This window comes from Neobacillus sp. FSL H8-0543 (assembly GCF_038592905.1).
GTDB lineage: Bacteria > Bacillota > Bacilli > Bacillales > Cytobacillaceae > Neobacillus.
In genome coordinates this window covers 3,254,559-3,271,104 of the sequence record NZ_CP151943.1, presented here as the reverse complement: position 1 = coordinate 3,271,104, position 16,546 = coordinate 3,254,559, and the positions used below count along the sequence as shown (strand labels likewise).

Here is a 16,546-nt window from a genome sequence, read left to right as displayed (position 1 = left end):
AGTACGGGGCTGGGGAGACCCCACAGGCGCTTCAGCGCCGAGGAGGCTCCCCGGCACGCCCGCGGAAAACGAAGTACCTGGAGCGCAAATCAACAACCAAGTTTAACACAGACTTTCAATAAGGCTTAATCAAGAGTCTCTATCTTATTATTGTAATTGTATAATTGAGCAACATTACGCGGTAATCCTTTGAAAATACCGTAGCTAATGAGAACGACCATTAACTTATCCGGGACATCCACAACGATTTCATCAAGCAAGGATGCTAGCCAAATAGAATCAGTGTTTGCTAGAACTACTGCAAATAATGCATCGCCCCAGACGTTCCCCGTTTGTCCACCCCAGAAAGCAATATTAATAGGTGTGGAAACAACCGTCGCAACAAGTCCGATTATGATTCCAGCGAGTGCCGCCTTTCCCCAACTCGAAATATAACCCTTGTAAAATAAAATCCCTACCCCTAAACCAATGGCGACACTGGTAATTCCATAGACGAATGAAATCGGATCAACGGTTAATCCATAAATAATATTATTGATCGCCCCTGCCAATGCACCAATGACTGGACCTGCGAGCATACTAGCTAAAACCGTTCCGATTGAATCCAACCATAATGGTAGCTTTAACAAACCGGCAAATAGTTTACCGATATAGTTAATTCCTACCGCTGCTGGTATCATGACTAATGCCGCAGTTGAAAAGCGAAACGACCACATGCTTTGTTTTTTCATTGATAAAACCCCCCTACTAATTTTCTAGAATTAGGATAATCGAACAAAAAGCCAACAATTTGCATATTCATGGCAAAAAATACCTTTCCCTGACCAGTACTTGTCGGTTTCCTGTTCAATATTAGTATATACACTGTCATGACACCTGACAATACCTACATAACCTTAATCCGTTTTATGATTTTAGCTAAAAATGGATGTTTATGCATATCTCCCCATTCCAAGACACACACTAAACTATCTTATTCCTAACTAGGTGGGATTCCCCTATGCTTTTTTCTCGAAGATACAATAGAAAAAAGAGGCACAATCATTCATCTTTAAAAAACCAACACGATGTCCTCAGCCAAAACCCTATAAGTTCGGTCTTATTGGAGAATCTTTCAGGTATACAAGACAAGTTTAATGACACCCCTGATTTAATTGTGAAGCAGTTTATCATAAAGCAAACAACAAGTTCAGCTGCACTCGTCTATTTGAGTGGTCTTACAGATAAAACGGCTATTAATAATAATGTGTTGAACCCTCTATTATTTAAGGCCGATCAAGATGACAACTACTTTGATATTAAGGTATCACTTGGTCTTGTAAAAGAAACCAATACATGGAGGAAAATTGAAAGTGCTATTTTACAGGGCAACAGTGTGTTATTTGTTGATGGACGGTTTGAGGCGTATATATTTGATACGCAGGCATGGCCGCAAAGGGCAGTTGAAGATTCTTCTGTTGAGTCTTCCTTACGGGGAGCGCATGAAGGATTTACCGAATCAGGAGGCAATAATATTGCTTTAATTCGCAGGCATATTCCCAACCGTGAACTGAAAATTAAGGAGCTAACAGTTGGCGAAAGAGGAAATACGAAAATTTCAATTATGTATTTGGCCGATGTTGTAAATCCTGAAGTATTAAAGGAGTTAGTAGATAGAATTAAACAACTGGATGTTGACAGTATATTAAATGCGGCAGTATTAGCAGAATACATTGAGGACAATCCTTTTTCTCCTTTCCCGCAATTGTTTCTCACGGAACGTCCTGATTATGCAGCTTTTGAAATTCTACATGGGAGAATCGTTACGGTTGTGGATCGGTCACCCAATGTCATCATCGGTCCAACCACATTTGAAGCTTTTTTCAAGAGTACTGATGATTATAGTTCACGTTGGATTGTTGCTTCTTTTATACGTCTCTTAAGATATTTTGGTTTTTTCGTCGCAGTATTTATGCCGGCTACCTATATAGCTGTTATTTCCTTTCACTTTGAAGTCATTCCTTTAAAGTTGCTTATGTCGGTTGCTGCATCCAGAGAACGTGTTCCCTTCCCGCCTTTCATTGAAGCAATTATTATGGAGATCACACTAGAAATGCTGCGTGAAGCAGGAATACGCCTGCCAGCCAAGATAGGTCAAACCGTCGGAATCGTTGGAGGTATTGTCATTGGTCAGGCAGCTGTGCAGGCAGGTATCGTAAGTAATATCATGGTGATTGTCGTAGCCTTGACTGCAATTGCTTCTTTTATTATTCCTAATTATGATATGGGTGCTGCCATTCGAATGCTCCGATTTCCGATGATGATCGGTGCTTCGTTATTTGGATTTGTGGGACTTACAGTCGGATTAATGACTTTAATCGCACATATGATTGCACTTGAATCTTTAGGTACTCCCTTTGGCAGCCCAATAGCACCATTACGATTCACAGATTGGAAGGATGTATTTATTCGTTTTCCACAGTGGTCTATCTTAAAGCGCCCTAAAAGTACCAGATCCATTCAAATAAAAAAGGCTAACTCTAATCGTCCAGAGGGTGACGAACATTGAATAAATATTCAAAACATCAAATAACGTTCATGCAGTATATATTTTTGATTCATGGTGTACAAATTGGTATTGGAGTGTTAACACTTCCACGTGAAGTTGCTGAAAAAGCAGGGACGGATGGCTGGATTGCCATCATCATTGGCTGGCTGCTATCCACACTGGCAGGATTAATTATTATACAGGTTTTGGAAAAATACCCCAATGGAACGATCCTTGATCTTTTGACCCATTATTTTGGAAAGTGGGTCGGGAAGATTTCAGCTGTAATTTTCATTTTGTATTTTTCCTTTTTGACATCGATCATTTTTATTAGGGAAGGGCTCTTTATCCAATTTTGGATTTTACCACAAATAGATCTTGCGTTATTGTTGTTACTGTTATCCATTCCTAGTTATCTTATTGTTCGAAATAATATCAGTATATTGGGCAGATATTCTGAATTAATTTTCTTTATGACAGGATGGATGATTTTCTTTTATGTAGTTCCATTGAAGGAAGCACATTTGCTTCACCTGCTACCTGTCATTAAGGAGGGCTGGAAACCAATCCTTACAACTGTCAAAACAACTATTTTTTCCTATATGGGCTTTGAGATTGTATTTTTCCTCCATCCATTTCTGCAAAATAAACAAAAAGCGTCCGTCGGTTTTGTGATAGCCAACACACTTACACTAATCGTATTTTTATTTATAACACTAGTTGCCTTTGCTTTTTATAGTCCAGATGAAATCACTCAATATAGGGAACCAACCATTAATCTTTTAAAAATAATTGAGTTTAGATTTTTTGAAAGAATAGAAATTGTCTTTTTTTCTTTGTATTTATTTGTGATTTCGACGAGTGTCCTTCCGCTTTTATTTATGACTGTAATTTGTACAAGTCAATTATTCGGTAATCAGGATCACAGTAAATATGTGATTTGGTTTTTACTGCTTAACATTTGTTATGTTTTTCTATCACCCCCATCATTTAAAAGCAATGAGCAGCTTCAAAAAGTAGTAGAACCTTTTGTTCTGATACTTGTGTGTATGTTTCCCATATGCTTATGGGTATATGGCTGGCTTTATAGCCGCTTTAAAAGGAGAGGCCTAAAATGAAGCGTTGGATTCAAGCGATTCTTTCCATAATCCTTATCGTTATCCTTTCTAGCTGTGGAAGTAAAGCCCCTCTAGAGGATTTGACACTAGCCTTGATCCTTGGAGTTGATTTAGATGATGAAAATAATCTAATCTTTTTTGAATTAAACCCAGTCTTTAGTAAAGGAGCCAAGAAAACGTATGAAATTTATGAGGTAAAGGCGAAAACTATTCGAGATTCTAGAAGATTGTTTGATATGTTGACAACTGGCGAAGTAACAGCAGCGAAAATTCAGGTTTTGTTAGTAGGGAAACGTGTTTTGGAGCATAATGACTGGTATTCAATATTAGATACAGTATATCGGAATCCTACATTTTCAATGAATACAAGAGTAGTAACAGTGGATGGTCCTGTTTCAGAAGTTATTTTTAATCAATCACCAGATAAACCGGAATTGTCTTTACATTTGAAGGCAATCATTGATAAAAACTATGATCGAACGAGAACAGCAAAAGGTACTCTGCAAGAACTGCACAGGGAGATATATGAGAAGGGAATGACCCCTTTTATTTCGGAAGTAAAAAAGGGTAAAAATCTGGTATTAAGCGGAATGTCCCTCCTGGATAATAAAGGGAAATACGCTGACTTTCTAACTATTCCCGAATCTACATTACTTCTTATATTAAAAGATGAAAAGAAACACGAAGTTACCTTTACTATTCCAGTTTTTAAAATAGAAAATGAAGATGACATCTTTCATAAAAATGATTTGAGTTTTTCCGCCAGGCGAGTGAAGACGAAGGTAAAAACTGGATTCAGGCAGAATAAATTTTCTTTTGATATTAAGATTAAAATGAGCATTAATATCGTCGAACGTTTATTTCCAAAGGACAAGATGAAAGAGGTAGAGTTAATCAAGAGAATTGAACAAGAACTGCAACAACAATTTGAGAACCTTATAAAAAAAACCCAAAGAAATAAAATTGATCCTATCGGATTTGGCCTATATGCTCGAGCGTACCATTATAAGGAATATAAAAAGGTAGAAGACAATTGGGGAAACGCATTTGCTAAATCCGATATCAATGTATCTGTAAAAATAGAAATAATTTCTAGGGGAGCTATCAAGTAATTACAGCGAAAATTTAAATAAATCACTGTCACACATTCAGGGTGTGTGGCAGTGATTTTTATGAAGAATAGCTTTAATTATTTATGGGCCTTAGACTATGTCCATTATTACCTTATCCGTATTTTTCCTTCTCCTTTAATCCAGCTAGGGTAGAAGGAAAGCTCTAAAGAGATGGGACTCATTTCAGCTGTTAGTCCCGGGATTCGCAGGCCTACTTCTGTATTCCCATCATGAGAAGCGGTAGATTGTTCAGGACTCTCAATTTGCTTACCATTCTTGTCCTTCACTGCAGCAAACGGAAAGTAATGAAATTCATCTATTATATGCATATCAAAACCTACATGTTCCCCTTCAACAATTAGATCACTTACTATATTCCCCTTAGGCTGCTTAAGAATTTTTTTATTTTGGGTATCAATCACGATTGAGGCATCTTCTTTATCGATGGCCTGAATCTTATTTAACACAAGATACAATTCTTTTGGATCATGGAAATAATTGCTCTGCAAATAAATGATCACTTCATCATCAGAAATCCTACTTGCTGTCACTCCATTTGCGATTTTATTCCAGATTTCTCCCTTTTCATCAACAAGACGGAGGTCTTCAAAATCAAGAAGTTTCTTTGTATTCTTAGGGTCCATTTTTACATGTACTGCTATTCTTAATGGGTAAATTTCGGCAGTCAAGAATGTAATTTTTTGCTCTTCAATATTTACAGTTTTGTTTAATGTGATGGTCTTTTTCTTCTGAATATCCTTTTTCAGTTCAAATTGGATTTGGTACATCTTTGTTTGCTGCTCTCCTTTTACCTTTACAGTTAGTTCAAAACTTCTTGCCTTTAAAGGCGTTTGAAAATGGTATTCGAACATGTCATTAAAAGTTGTTTCACCATCCTCAGAGATAAATTGTTTTCCAGATGAGAAGGAGCCTAAATCAAGCTTCTCATTCTCTAAACCTTCTAAATGTACTTCTTCTATGAGTAACTCCTTCTGCTTTTCCTCCGCTTCCAAAGAATAAAATAGGACTAGGCCATCCTCATCGGCTATGACTCCATCCACCGTAAACGTTAAGCCATCCTTCTCTTGCGACACATTTATTTCTTCATAGTAATCATTTTGGATTGCCTGCAATTTTCCTTTGTCGGAACGAATAAGTTCTACCAATTTTTCCATTCCAGGGATGACGGTGACATAGTCAGCAAACGCTGGTGAAAGTCGAACCGAGGTGAAAAAACCAATAAATAGGATGGCGGCAGTAGCTAAGCTAAGCACCCACTTTTTTGTGCGTGGTTTCTGCTTTTCCTCTGATTTCGCTTTCTGAAAACCGGCTACTATCGCATCATCCAATAATTTTAACGGAATATCAATATTGTCATAGCTGTTTTTATGGTTGGTTAACTTTTCTTCTTCTTTTTCAAACATGAAGATTACCGCTCCTCTCCTCCAACTTTTCTCGAAGTGACTTTAAGGCTTTGTAAATCCAGGTCTTTATCGTGCCTTCCGGGCATTGCATCGTCGCCGCGATTTCAGATATCTTCATATCATTAAAATATTTCAGTGTCAGGATTTCACGGGAACGATCATCCAATCCTAACATCGCATCTTTTAGTTCCATTTCCGTATGATTCTCTGATATGCCCTGTTGGCTAATGATTTCGTCACCTAACACCGTACGCTTTTTCTTTTTAAGCTGATCGTTGCAATAATTAATCATGATACGTATAAGCCAGGTCTTAAAATAAGATGGCTCTTTAATGGACCGAATACCCTTAAAGGCCCTATAGGTAACCTCCTGTATTGCTTCTAAAGCCTCTTCTTCGTTTCTAAAAAAAGAAAGAGCCGTTTTATATAAATCTATTTTGTATAAGTGAATCAGTTTTAAAAACGCTGCATCATCACCTTTGATGGCATCTTTGACTAATTGATGATCTTCACTCAAGTTTCCCTACCCCCTAACCTAACTTCCTGCCGTGTTACATATTAGACTAACAAGATGAAAAAAAGTTTTAAAGATATTTATTATTTTGAGAGAACCGTAGTTCGGGCAAATAGCTTGGCCCCATTTGCCCCTAAATCGAAAAGCGGTACCCGTTCGGTCAAATGGCGAGGTTCCATTTGACCGTAATTCGTAAAGTAGCACCCGTTCGGGCAAATGGCGTGGCCCCATTTGACCGTAATTCGTAAAGGGGTACCGTTCGGGCAAATGGCGAGGTTCCATTTGACCGTAATTCGTAAAGTAGCACCCGTTCGGGTAAATGGCGAAGCCCCATTTGCCCTTGAATCGAAAAGTAGCACCCGTTCGGGCAAATGGAAAGGCACTACTATTTTCATTAGGTATATACAGGAAATTATTATAAAATATCTAATATAAACAATTATAAATGGGGTTATTAAAATGAAAGAACACATTTTAGATGTGCTTAAACAAATTGAAATAGAGTATGAGGTTAAAATCCTATTTGCCTGTGAGTCTGGGAGCCGGGCGTGGGGATTTCCGTCAAAGGATAGCGATTATGACGTTAGGTTTATATATGTTCATAAAAAGAATTGGTATCTGTCGATAGATCAAATGCGCGATGTTCTTGAGGTTCCGAAGCATGATAAAATTTCGATTCCGATGGATGAATTGTTAGATGTCAGCGGCTGGGAGCTTACGAAGGCTCTCAAGCTTTTCCGTAAATCGAATCCTCCACTTTTAGAATGGCTGCATTCTAGCATTGTTTATTACCAGGCATATAGCACAATCGATAAAATAAAGGATTTAGCAGGAAATATTTTTTCCCCAGAATCTTGTTTGTATCATTACTTAAATATGGCCAAAGGAAATTACCGTGATTATCTTCAGGGTCAAGACGTTAAAATTAAAAAGTATTTCTATGTGTTGCGTCCGATTTTGGCAGCCAAATGGATTGAAAAATATAATACGATTCCACCGATTGAGTTTAAAGATCTATTGGAGGATGTGCTGCCAGCGAGCGAACTGAAAGACTCAATTAGTACATTATTAAAAAGAAAGATGGCAGGCGATGAACTAGATCTTGAACCGAGGATCGAGGTTATTAATCAGTTCCTAGATAAAGAGATTGTCCATTTGGAAGCCTACGCAAAATCATTAAACATAGAAATTCCTAATCCAACAAAGCAGCTTAACCAACTTTTTCGCGAAACATTAGTAGAAGTTTGGGACTGAGTAAATAAAAACAACATGCGACCATGTTGTTTTTTTGATGTGTACCCTTATATTGTTCCTCAGAAAAGGGACTTTTTTCCATAATAGTACTTGTCGTAAATTTATACATGATTATGAGGATGGTTTTAGTCATAAGAGGGAAAATATAACTACGCAAACAATCTCAACCTTTTATATTTTTTTAATAAAATCACCTTGTATTTTTCATCGAAAACGAATATTATATAAAAGTTGTTAAAAAATCGTTCGTGTTTTTTGGAGGAGCTACTATGTTTAAATTAAAAGAAAATAATACAAATACAAAAACAGAAATGATCGCGGGAATTACAACATTCTTTACAATGGTTTATATTGTTGTTGTTAACCCGGTTATCCTCTCTGATGCTGGTGTACCGTTTGAACAAGTCTTCACCGCAACCATCATCTCCGCTGTTATCGGAACGCTTTGGATGGCGCTGTTTGCAAATTATCCAATCGCGATCGCACCTGGAATGGGACTTAACGCTTACTTTGCCTATTCAGTTGTCGGCGCAAATCCAGGAATTGATTATCGAACAGCCTTTGCAGCTGTGTTTATTGCCGGAATTATCTTTGTAATATTATCGTTAACTCCTTTTAGAGAAAAACTAATTGATGCCATTCCTGATAACCTTAAATACGGGATTTCAGCGGGAATCGGGTTATTTATTGCTTTTATCGGATTACGTCAAACAAAAATTATTGTTGCGCATCCTTCCAACCTTGTTGGACTTGGTGACCTTCAATCTCCAGCCGCTCTTTTGGCAATAGTAGGGTTAGCGATTACGCTTATTCTTATGGTACTTCGAGTTAATGGGGCACTGTTTTTTGGAATGATCATTACTGGGTTAATCGCCTTTTTTACTGGTCAACTTTCCTTTGCTCAAGGCTTTGTATCGCTTCCTTCCCTTCCAGATGGACTAATTGTAGCGAACCCAATTACTGCTCTGACAGATGTCATTCAGCACAGTCTATATGCAGTTGTCTTTTCTTTTATTCTTGTAACCATCTTTGACACAACCGGAACAATGGTCGGTGTTGCGAATCAAGCAGGTTTAATGAAAGGTGGCAAATTGCCGCGTGCCCGTCAAGCCTTGCTTTCAGACTCAATAGCGACAACGATTGGTTCAATATTTGGTACAAGCCCAACAACTGCCTATATTGAATCATCTTCAGGTGTAGCCGCTGGGGGGCGGACAGGTTTAACGTCACTAACGGTTGCAATCCTGTTTATCATCTCTGCATTCTTTGGTCCACTTGTTGGCGCAGTGTCTGGTATTGCTGCAATTACTGCCCCTGCATTGATCATAGTCGGCAGTATGATGATGGGTAATATTGCAAAAATCCGTTGGGATGAGTTGGATGAAGCCTTTCCTGCCTTCTTAACAATCCTAAGTATGCCACTAACGTCAAGCATTTCAACAGGTATCGCTCTAGGTTTCATCAGCTATCCGCTTTTGAAAATTGCTAAAGGTAAATGGCGTGAGGTTCATCCGCTTCTTTACGTGTTCGCTGTACTATTTTTCTTTCAGTTAGCATTTCTGCCACATTAATATTTTTCTAAAAAAGGTGTCCCAACAATGTGATGGGACACCTTTTTTAGAAATTATTAGGAAACTGCTTGATGATTCCTTCTGATAACGTATCGGCCAGTTTGATTAAATGATCTTCATTTTTATCAAAGGCAAGAATATCAGCATCCCAATCCTTTTTAAGCCTTGCTACTACAGTATCTGTTATCATTTTCAAATGCATGTGTAGTGCTTCCCTTAATTCATTTTTATTATAATTCGGATTGGCTTTGGCTAGAAAATCTGTAATATCATCTGCATTTTTATACCATTCTTTATTGAATTTTTTTAGATCTGCTTGGTTTCCGCTCTTGGCAGCTGCCACCACTTTTCCAGCAAGCAGGATATGCTCACGTAATAATTGCCCCAGCTTGTTACCTGCTTCTTCTCCATAATAAGGCTTTATCAGATTCCCTGTATCATCCATGGTTTTTAGGAGTCTTGCCAACACCTTTTCTTGATCCTCAAGACCCGCTAATGCACTTACTACATACCTTCCTGTCCATAATGAGTGGTCAAGCCATAGCTTACGCATGTCCCACTTAAACTGTACAGCTTTTTCACTTAAATGCGCATTTTGCGTGACGACTGTTTCGTTTGCCTCCACTTTTGTGAATGCTGGAAAAATCAACGCAAAGGAAAGAAACAATAACACCATCTTCGTTAGATATTTACTAAAACAAATCGTCCCCTTTTCATCATTCATTACATGCAAATTTATTATTAGATTATTTATTCATTTTTACTCCATGTTTCTCCACGAAGTTTTTCAAATGGTTTATGATCAAAAGTTTTCATCTTCATAACTTCCACACATCTTCCCTATAAGTTCTACACATGTGTAGATTATTATAAAGATAACTTAATTTAGTTAAACCGGTTTTGAGATCTTATCTTAAAACTTCCCATAATTTTAGCCTGGTACAATCTGTACCAGGCTCCTTTTTTGTCTTTTTTTTAGCAATTATCTTCACAACTTCCACACAAGTTCACTATAAGTTCTACACATGTGTAGCTTATTATAAAGATAACTTAATTAGTTAAATCGGTTTTGAGAACTTATCTTAAAACTTCCCATAATTTTAGCCTGGTACAATCTGTACCAGGCTCCTTTTTTGCTTTTTTTATCAAGCAATTATCTTCACAACTTCCACACAAGTTCACTATAAGTTCTACACATGTGTAGCTTATTATAAAGGTAACTTAATTAGTTAATCGGTTTTAGGGACTTACTCTTAAAACTTCCCATAATTTCAGCCTGGTACGTTTTGTACCAGGCTCCTTTTTTGTTCTTTTATTAAATATTATTTATAAAATAGTGTAACTTTACACTAAATCACTATAAAATAGAATGAAAAGATGACATGAAAGAAGGGGTAAAATATGAGAGTTAGGCCAATTTCGTTTGCGGTAGTTCTGTTGCTACTTGTCGGTTTTATTTACCTTTTTCTCAACGGAAACCCGGTTAAAAGGTCAGAAAGTAAAGAGATTGTTACTGAGTACCTGAAGACACATTACCCGGAAGAGTCCTTTCAAATTAACGGCATTGGTTACTATCCTGGTGAAGGAACATATATTGTAAACGTGATTACTAAGGATGGGACAATACAAGGAAATATTGATGTCCGAGATGGAAGAATAACTGCGGATTCGTTAGATCTCTCCAATACGGAATAAGACAAAGGACACCATCATATAAACATTTCAGAACCTAAATTATGGATAATAAAAGAAATCAACACTCCCTTGCTGTAATATTGATCACTGCATAACCTCATTCATTTTCTTATAGTTATCCTTGGAGGTGGATTTGGTGAAAGTATTTTATCCAATTAGTAGCAAGGTTGATGTTAAGGAAATCAAGGACGCCCTCAAGCCATTTGGTGGTCGTTGTGCCAAAATTGTGGATGGTACATTGGAGTATCAAATCAAAGAAGAAAATGAAAACGCAGCTCTTGTATGCTTAAAAGACAAGGGATATATCGACTAAAGCCAGGGAACATATCCTTGGCTTTTGTCTAATTCTGAAATACCCTTTTAAGGGTTGGGTTATAAAAAGTATTTAGTATTACTTTATTTCCACCCTTACAAACTTTCTTTTTCCTACTTGGATAATAGGTTCATCCATCATGTTAACGTGTAGATGGATGTCATTCACCTTGACCTCGTTAATTCTTATCCCACCATTTTGAATCATTTTCCGGGCTTCCGTTTTTGACTTTTGTAGTTTTAATTCAACGAGTAAATCGACTAATGGAACTTCTCTGTCCCCTTGCCATTTTATTACAGGAATATCATCAGGCAGTGAACCTCTTTGAAATACTGCTTTAAAAGCTGCTTCTGCCTTCTCAGCCTCATCAACATCATGATAGATTCTTACAATCGTTCGGGCTAAGAACATTTTGGCGTCTCTAGGATGAAGTTTTCCTTGTTCGAGATCTTCTTTAATTTGATTCTTCTGGTCCACCGGCAAATCCGTAACAAGATCAAAATACTTTGAAATTAATTCATCAGGTATAGACATTGTTTTGCCGTACATTGAATGTTGATCCTCATCTACACCAATGTAATTGTTTTTTGATTTTGACATCTTTTCTACTCCATCAAGACCCTCAAGTAATGGCAATAGAATCACGATTTGTTTTTCTTTTCCGTAATGTTCTTGTAGGTGTCGACCCATTAAGACATTGAAATGTTGGTCGGTTCCACCAAGTTCGATATCACTTTCAAGTTCAACAGAATCATATCCTTGCATTAACGGGTAGAAAAATTCATGTAAAGATATCGGCTTTCCTGTTGCTAGCCTCTCTGAAAAATCATTTCTTTCAAGTAACCGCGCGACCGTAATACTTGAAGATAAATGAATCATGTCTTCAAGCGCAAGCTTGCTTAGCCATTTCGAGTTATAATGCAACTCAACCTTTTCCATATCTAACACTTTACTGAATTGTTCAAAGTATGTTTTTGCATTTTGAGTTACTTCTTCAGTTGTCAGCTGCTTTCTTACTGCTGATTTTCCTGTAGGGTCACCAATTTTTCCTGTAAAATCTCCAATAATAAGCTGGATCGTGTGACCATTCTCTTGAAACTGTTTCAGTTTGTTTAAGACCACTGTATGCCCTAAATGAACGTCTGGAGCAGATGGATCTAGTCCTAACTTTATTTTTAGCGGACGGTTTGTTACCAATGATTTTGCAATCTTATTCTTCAGTTCACTTTCGGGAATTATCTCTTTTACGCCATTGCTATAAATATCGAATTGCCTCTTTACTTCAGCTAATTGTTCATTTGATAGTTGTTCTAAAAATTGTCCCAAACCTTCTCCCCCTTCTTTTTAAAAAAATAAAAACCACGCCCCTAAAAAAGGGACGTGGTTAACGCGGTACCACCCTTGTTGAAGATTTCTCTTCCACTCAATCGAATAACGGTTCGTCCGTTCTTTACTACTCATTTTTCGCAAAGAAAGTTCAAGGGAGTAATTCGCACTTATCTATGTACTGATTTCCACCAACCATCAGCTCTCTAAAAACAGGGAGATAAGATACTACTAATTCCTATCATTACTTGAATATTTAATTTTAGAATATTTCTATATATCTTAAACTAAGAACATCAAAAGTTCAACATGTTATTCTTTATTTATAATAACTGAACCATTCATGGCATCAATGTATCGGATTGGGTTTCTAGAAAAACGATCACACGCTTTATAAACAAGGGAATAGGAGTCCGTTTCACTATCATAATTTTTGCTCCACGCTAGTTCAAAATCCAGATGATTGCTAAATATTTCCCTTGCTTCTTTTTTAGAAATAGCTGGTTTAGCGGAAATTTGGCTTAGTTGTTCCAAGTCAAAACTTGGTCCAGAATAATGATCAATTTCCCCTGTTTTAGGATTAACAACAACCATTACTAATGCTAACTGAACTGGTATGTCCTGACCGTTATGCAGGTGGAATGTGAATGATTCTTTCATTCTAGTCTCATCCTCTTCCTCCTCATCTACCCAAACAATCAGTTGAAGATACTGATAATAATTTGGATCAAGCATTTGCAGAAAATCAATTGCCTTCTGATAACATTCTTTGCGATTTAGTTGAAGGTCGCCACTTCGTTCCTTAAACCAAATATAACTTCTGACTTTACCTGTTTTCTTAGAAATGAAGGCTTTAACAGTATCTTCTGTTTGTCTAGTAAAAAAGCCGTTTATGGATAAATCCTCTTCCTTCATCTCCCAGTCCCGTTCACGCCACACGATGCCAATCTCTTCTCCCATATCTACTTCACGAATAACCTCCATCTGTTCAGTAATACCAATGATTTCTTCATTAGATAAATATTTGCGTATAATCGTACTAGTAGGAGGGGCAAGGGTGACATACGATTGTGTAGAATCTTCTTCATGTATAATTGTTAACGTTGGTTCCAAAACGTCTGCTTTATATTCCATGAAATATGGATCAAGGTCGTACACAAGATGGAGTCCATCTTCCGCAACATTATGAATATCGGAATACAAATATGTAATCAATAGCTGAAAATCCACTCTATTTAGTACGTGTTCAATCAGTTTTTCTTTTGAAATCAGCATGGCTGGTATTTCTGGGTTCCGTTTCACACCTTGGTATGTAAACCCAACAATTTCCCCCAAAGGGTCAATATCGATATAACATCCAGCATTCTCTAATGGTAAGTCCATGACAATTTGTTCATAATAAAAACGGTGTACACATGTAAGTTTTTTAGATTTGTAGAGGGTTAAATCATTTAATGCATTCGGATAATGACTAAGTAAAAACCGCTCTGCTCGTTCTTTACTCTCCTCGAAGTTTAAAGGAATTATATCCCGAGTTTTGTCGTTCTTATCAATCGATAAACTAAGCAAATTACCGTTAATGTCCAGATTTATCGTAATATCTTCATCTTTTTCTTCGTTTGTCCATGAAAACATGGCCTCTCCCTCAGTATATTCCTCTATGACAGGTTGGAAATTTACAGAAATTGGAATTATCGATAATGCTCGTTTCTGTAATTCTTCTTTTAACAATCAAGCCAGCTCCCTAGTTTTGATCCTTATTCACATAAGGGTATTAACCATCTACCAAATTACTACAAAAAGGGTCAGAGGATTGCTTCAAATATTTTTTGATAACCAAAGGGCAATATCGAAGCTACGAATAAACCTATTAAGATAGACAAGGTTACCAAAACTTCAAATCTTCGAAGCGTTATTTCTTTTCTTTTATAGGCAATAATTATTACTTTAATAATGGAGTAAACCGTCATAAAAATTATTATAGCTGAGAAGAGACTAATTAGTATTACTTCCATTTTGAACCTCCTTTCGTCCAATTATTTTCATACTAACCAAATAAATAATATACATTCTTTTCCGTGATATATATCACAACAAATATCATTGAAAATGATTATCATTTAATTAGGAACCATAATACGTTTTTCTACCTAATATTTGTATTATATTATTCTCATAAAGGAGTTTTATATATGTCTAAAGAAAAATTGTCTGATTTAATTAGTCCTGAAGCTGTAATTAATTTTGAAACTGGAGCGATTAAAGCAAGCACTTTAGATTCAATCATCAATCTTTTGCCATTTGAAATGGGCTTTTGCGATGCCAACGATATTTTCCGCTGGTATTCAAATAATCCAAACCGCGTGCATGGTCGTCGTAAAGAAGCAATTGGTCTCCCTGTGCTTGAGCTTCACCCAAAAGTGGCTCACCACGTTGAAAAATTGTTGAATGATTTCCGTTCAGGAGCACGTGACGAATGGGAATTTTGGTTCCCAAAACGCCATGGTGAGACCGGTCAAATTTACCAAAAATTCATGGCAGTACGTGATGAAAATGGAAAATACCTTGGCTGTATGGATGTGACCGTTAATATCGACCTTTTCCAAGGAAAAGAAGGTAAAAACACTCCTGAAACGATTGACGAATTTATTGCTGTTAAGCCTGAATAAAAAAATACCTTTCTCAATTGAGAAGCTGATGAAAAACACATTGAATTCCCCAATTCAATGTGTTTTTCAGCCTATCTTTTAAAGGTGCATATTAATCTAATTAATACACAATTTTTTACTCTATTCTTTTCAATGTCACAACAGCGATTTCTGGACGATTAAAAATCCTTATAGGAATTATACTATTACCAAGACCTCTACTTACAATCATTGTTGTTAGACCTACAACGTGTTTTCCAGAAGTATATTCTGGGAACAGTCCTTGATTTGGTGCAACTAATCCCCCTACAAAGGGGATTCTGAACTGCCCGCCATGGGCATGACCAGAGAAAACGGGATCGATAGTAAATTTTGAATACAAAGATACTAATTCAGGTCTATGCGCTAATAATATATTAATACTTCCATCATCTTTAACTTCTTTAATTGTATTCCTTATAGCTTCTTCTGATATCACTTGCTCAGTGTAAGATTCAGTTAAATTTGCAGGGTCATCAATTCCTATAAGATGAATATTTTCTTTTCCGTTGTTTAGTTCCTCAACTGTATTCCGCATAACATGCACACCTACATTTTTTAATTCACCCTCTAATGAATTAAATTTTCCCGACCACCACTCGTGATTTCCTGTTATATAATAAACCGGAGCGATTTGAACTAGTTTTTCCATTAACACGAGACTACTACCTTCATTATATCTTTCCGAATCAACCAAATCCCCGGTAAATACAATTAGATTGGGGTTAACTTTGTTCACCTTTTCAATTAAGTCGTTTTGGTTATCACCAAAGGATTTACTGTGTAGGTCAGACAACTGCACTATTTTATATCCACCAAAGCTTTTTGGAATCTTTTTTGAACTAAAGTCATATTCAGTTGTTACGATTAAATTGTTTTGAAAGTAGAAAAAATAGGCTAGTAAAATAAGTCCGAGGAAAAAAAATACCCATCTCTTTTTAGATTTTTTCTTCAAATTTCCACCACCTCGGGGAATTAACTTAGTTGATATTACAATTTGTAAAA

Annotated in this window: 17 protein-coding genes and 1 other annotated feature; of the genes, 8 read left to right on the top strand and 9 right to left on the bottom strand. The window is 36.7% G+C overall.

Annotation, left to right across the window (positions count from 1 at the left end):
• Window positions 1–125 precede the first annotated feature (125 nt).
• Entirely contained in the window at window positions 126–731 is a 606-nt protein-coding gene (locus NSS81_RS16255) for an ECF transporter S component (protein ID WP_342429717.1), read from the bottom strand.
• A gap of 269 nt (window positions 732–1,000) precedes the next feature.
• On the opposite strand from NSS81_RS16255, the gene NSS81_RS16250 reads away from it, so the two are divergent.
• The 3 genes from NSS81_RS16250 to NSS81_RS16240 are packed head-to-tail and all read left to right on the top strand — an operon-like array spanning window position 1,001 to window position 4,757.
• Window positions 1,001–2,548, top strand: coding sequence for a spore germination protein (locus NSS81_RS16250; RefSeq protein WP_342429716.1), 1,548 nt, complete (start codon window positions 1,001–1,003; stop codon window positions 2,546–2,548).
• Entirely contained in the window at window positions 2,545–3,645 is a 1,101-nt protein-coding gene (locus NSS81_RS16245) for an endospore germination permease (protein ID WP_342429715.1), read from the top strand. The genes NSS81_RS16250 and NSS81_RS16245 overlap by 4 nt, the downstream gene beginning before the upstream one ends.
• Window positions 3,642–4,757 (top strand): Ger(x)C family spore germination protein, encoded by a 1,116-nt coding sequence (locus NSS81_RS16240; RefSeq protein WP_342429714.1) that lies wholly within the window; start codon window positions 3,642–3,644, stop codon window positions 4,755–4,757. Before NSS81_RS16245 ends, NSS81_RS16240 begins: the two co-directional genes overlap by 4 nt.
• Before the next feature lie 107 nt (window positions 4,758–4,864).
• On the opposite strand, the gene NSS81_RS16235 is transcribed toward NSS81_RS16240, so the two are convergent.
• The 3 genes from NSS81_RS16235 to NSS81_RS16225 all read right to left on the bottom strand — a co-directional run bounded on the left by NSS81_RS16235 (window position 4,865) and on the right by NSS81_RS16225 (window position 7,029).
• Window positions 4,865–6,181, bottom strand: coding sequence for a DUF4179 domain-containing protein (locus NSS81_RS16235; RefSeq protein WP_342429713.1), 1,317 nt, complete (start codon window positions 6,179–6,181; stop codon window positions 4,865–4,867).
• Window positions 6,174–6,698, bottom strand: coding sequence for a sigma-70 family RNA polymerase sigma factor (locus tag NSS81_RS16230; protein WP_342429712.1), 525 nt, complete (start codon window positions 6,696–6,698; stop codon window positions 6,174–6,176). The genes NSS81_RS16235 and NSS81_RS16230 overlap by 8 nt, the downstream gene beginning before the upstream one ends.
• A gap of 157 nt (window positions 6,699–6,855) precedes the next feature.
• Window positions 6,856–7,029, bottom strand: coding sequence for a hypothetical protein (locus NSS81_RS16225; RefSeq protein ID WP_342429711.1), 174 nt, complete (start codon window positions 7,027–7,029; stop codon window positions 6,856–6,858).
• Between the two features lie 125 nt (window positions 7,030–7,154).
• Between NSS81_RS16225 and NSS81_RS16220 the strand changes: the two genes are divergently transcribed.
• On the top strand, window positions 7,155–7,949 hold the full coding sequence (locus NSS81_RS16220; RefSeq protein ID WP_342429710.1) for a nucleotidyltransferase domain-containing protein: 795 nt from the start codon (window positions 7,155–7,157) through the stop codon (window positions 7,947–7,949).
• A gap of 269 nt (window positions 7,950–8,218) precedes the next feature.
• Window positions 8,219–9,520: an NCS2 family permease gene (locus tag NSS81_RS16215; RefSeq protein ID WP_342429709.1), complete on the top strand. Its 1,302-nt coding sequence runs from the start codon at window positions 8,219–8,221 to the stop codon at window positions 9,518–9,520.
• 46 nt (window positions 9,521–9,566) lie between these two features.
• Here NSS81_RS16215 and NSS81_RS16210 read toward each other — a convergent pair whose 3' ends face one another.
• Window positions 9,567–10,244, bottom strand: coding sequence for a glycosyltransferase (locus NSS81_RS16210; protein WP_342429708.1), 678 nt, complete (start codon window positions 10,242–10,244; stop codon window positions 9,567–9,569).
• Between the two features lie 677 nt (window positions 10,245–10,921).
• Here NSS81_RS16210 and NSS81_RS16205 point away from each other — a divergent pair.
• Window positions 10,922–11,215 carry a hypothetical protein gene (locus tag NSS81_RS16205; protein WP_342429707.1) on the top strand — a complete coding sequence of 98 codons (294 nt, stop codon included), beginning with the start codon at window positions 10,922–10,924 and terminating at the stop codon, window positions 11,213–11,215.
• A gap of 136 nt (window positions 11,216–11,351) precedes the next feature.
• Window positions 11,352–11,528 (top strand): hypothetical protein, encoded by a 177-nt coding sequence (locus tag NSS81_RS16200; RefSeq protein WP_342429706.1) that lies wholly within the window; start codon window positions 11,352–11,354, stop codon window positions 11,526–11,528.
• Between the two features lie 78 nt (window positions 11,529–11,606).
• Here the strand turns inward: NSS81_RS16200 and tyrS are convergent, their stop codons facing one another.
• From tyrS to NSS81_RS16185, 3 genes are all read right to left on the bottom strand, one after another.
• The gene (gene tyrS / locus NSS81_RS16195) at window positions 11,607–12,854 is read right to left on the bottom strand and encodes a tyrosine--tRNA ligase (RefSeq protein ID WP_342429705.1); all 1,248 of its coding nucleotides are present in this window, start codon (window positions 12,852–12,854) and stop codon (window positions 11,607–11,609) included.
• Window positions 12,855–12,899: 45 nt separating this feature from the next.
• Window positions 12,900–13,108 (bottom strand) — a binding site (T-box leader).
• 58 nt (window positions 13,109–13,166) lie between these two features.
• Window positions 13,167–14,585 (bottom strand): YcdB/YcdC domain-containing protein, encoded by a 1,419-nt coding sequence (locus NSS81_RS16190; RefSeq protein ID WP_342429704.1) that lies wholly within the window; start codon window positions 14,583–14,585, stop codon window positions 13,167–13,169.
• A gap of 74 nt (window positions 14,586–14,659) precedes the next feature.
• The gene (locus NSS81_RS16185) at window positions 14,660–14,869 is read right to left on the bottom strand and encodes a hypothetical protein (protein WP_342429703.1); all 210 of its coding nucleotides are present in this window, start codon (window positions 14,867–14,869) and stop codon (window positions 14,660–14,662) included.
• Window positions 14,870–15,046: 177 nt separating this feature from the next.
• On the opposite strand from NSS81_RS16185, the gene NSS81_RS16180 reads away from it, so the two are divergent.
• Window positions 15,047–15,523: a PAS domain-containing protein gene (locus NSS81_RS16180; RefSeq protein ID WP_342429702.1), complete on the top strand. Its 477-nt coding sequence runs from the start codon at window positions 15,047–15,049 to the stop codon at window positions 15,521–15,523.
• Window positions 15,524–15,638: 115 nt separating this feature from the next.
• Here the strand turns inward: NSS81_RS16180 and NSS81_RS16175 are convergent, their stop codons facing one another.
• Window positions 15,639–16,448: a metallophosphoesterase gene (locus tag NSS81_RS16175; protein ID WP_342434052.1), complete on the bottom strand. Its 810-nt coding sequence runs from the start codon at window positions 16,446–16,448 to the stop codon at window positions 15,639–15,641.
• Window positions 16,449–16,546 lie beyond the last annotated feature (98 nt).

Coding starts and splice junctions, on each gene's coding strand:
- NSS81_RS16205 (WP_342429707.1), top strand. CDS start 10,922: ATGAGAGTTAGGCCAATTTCGTTTGCGGTAGTTCTGTTGCTACTTGTC.
- NSS81_RS16185 (WP_342429703.1), bottom strand. CDS start 14,869: ATGGAAGTAATACTAATTAGTCTCTTCTCAGCTATAATAATTTTTATG.
- NSS81_RS16210 (WP_342429708.1), bottom strand. CDS start 10,244: ATGAATGATGAAAAGGGGACGATTTGTTTTAGTAAATATCTAACGAAG.
- NSS81_RS16240 (WP_342429714.1), top strand. CDS start 3,642: ATGAAGCGTTGGATTCAAGCGATTCTTTCCATAATCCTTATCGTTATC.
- NSS81_RS16180 (WP_342429702.1), top strand. CDS start 15,047: ATGTCTAAAGAAAAATTGTCTGATTTAATTAGTCCTGAAGCTGTAATT.
- NSS81_RS16235 (WP_342429713.1), bottom strand. CDS start 6,181: ATGTTTGAAAAAGAAGAAGAAAAGTTAACCAACCATAAAAACAGCTAT.
- NSS81_RS16225 (WP_342429711.1), bottom strand. CDS start 7,029: ATGGGGCTTCGCCATTTACCCGAACGGGTGCTACTTTACGAATTACGG.
- NSS81_RS16220 (WP_342429710.1), top strand. CDS start 7,155: ATGAAAGAACACATTTTAGATGTGCTTAAACAAATTGAAATAGAGTAT.
- NSS81_RS16215 (WP_342429709.1), top strand. CDS start 8,219: ATGTTTAAATTAAAAGAAAATAATACAAATACAAAAACAGAAATGATC.
- NSS81_RS16255 (WP_342429717.1), bottom strand. CDS start 731: ATGAAAAAACAAAGCATGTGGTCGTTTCGCTTTTCAACTGCGGCATTA.
- NSS81_RS16250 (WP_342429716.1), top strand. CDS start 1,001: ATGCTTTTTTCTCGAAGATACAATAGAAAAAAGAGGCACAATCATTCA.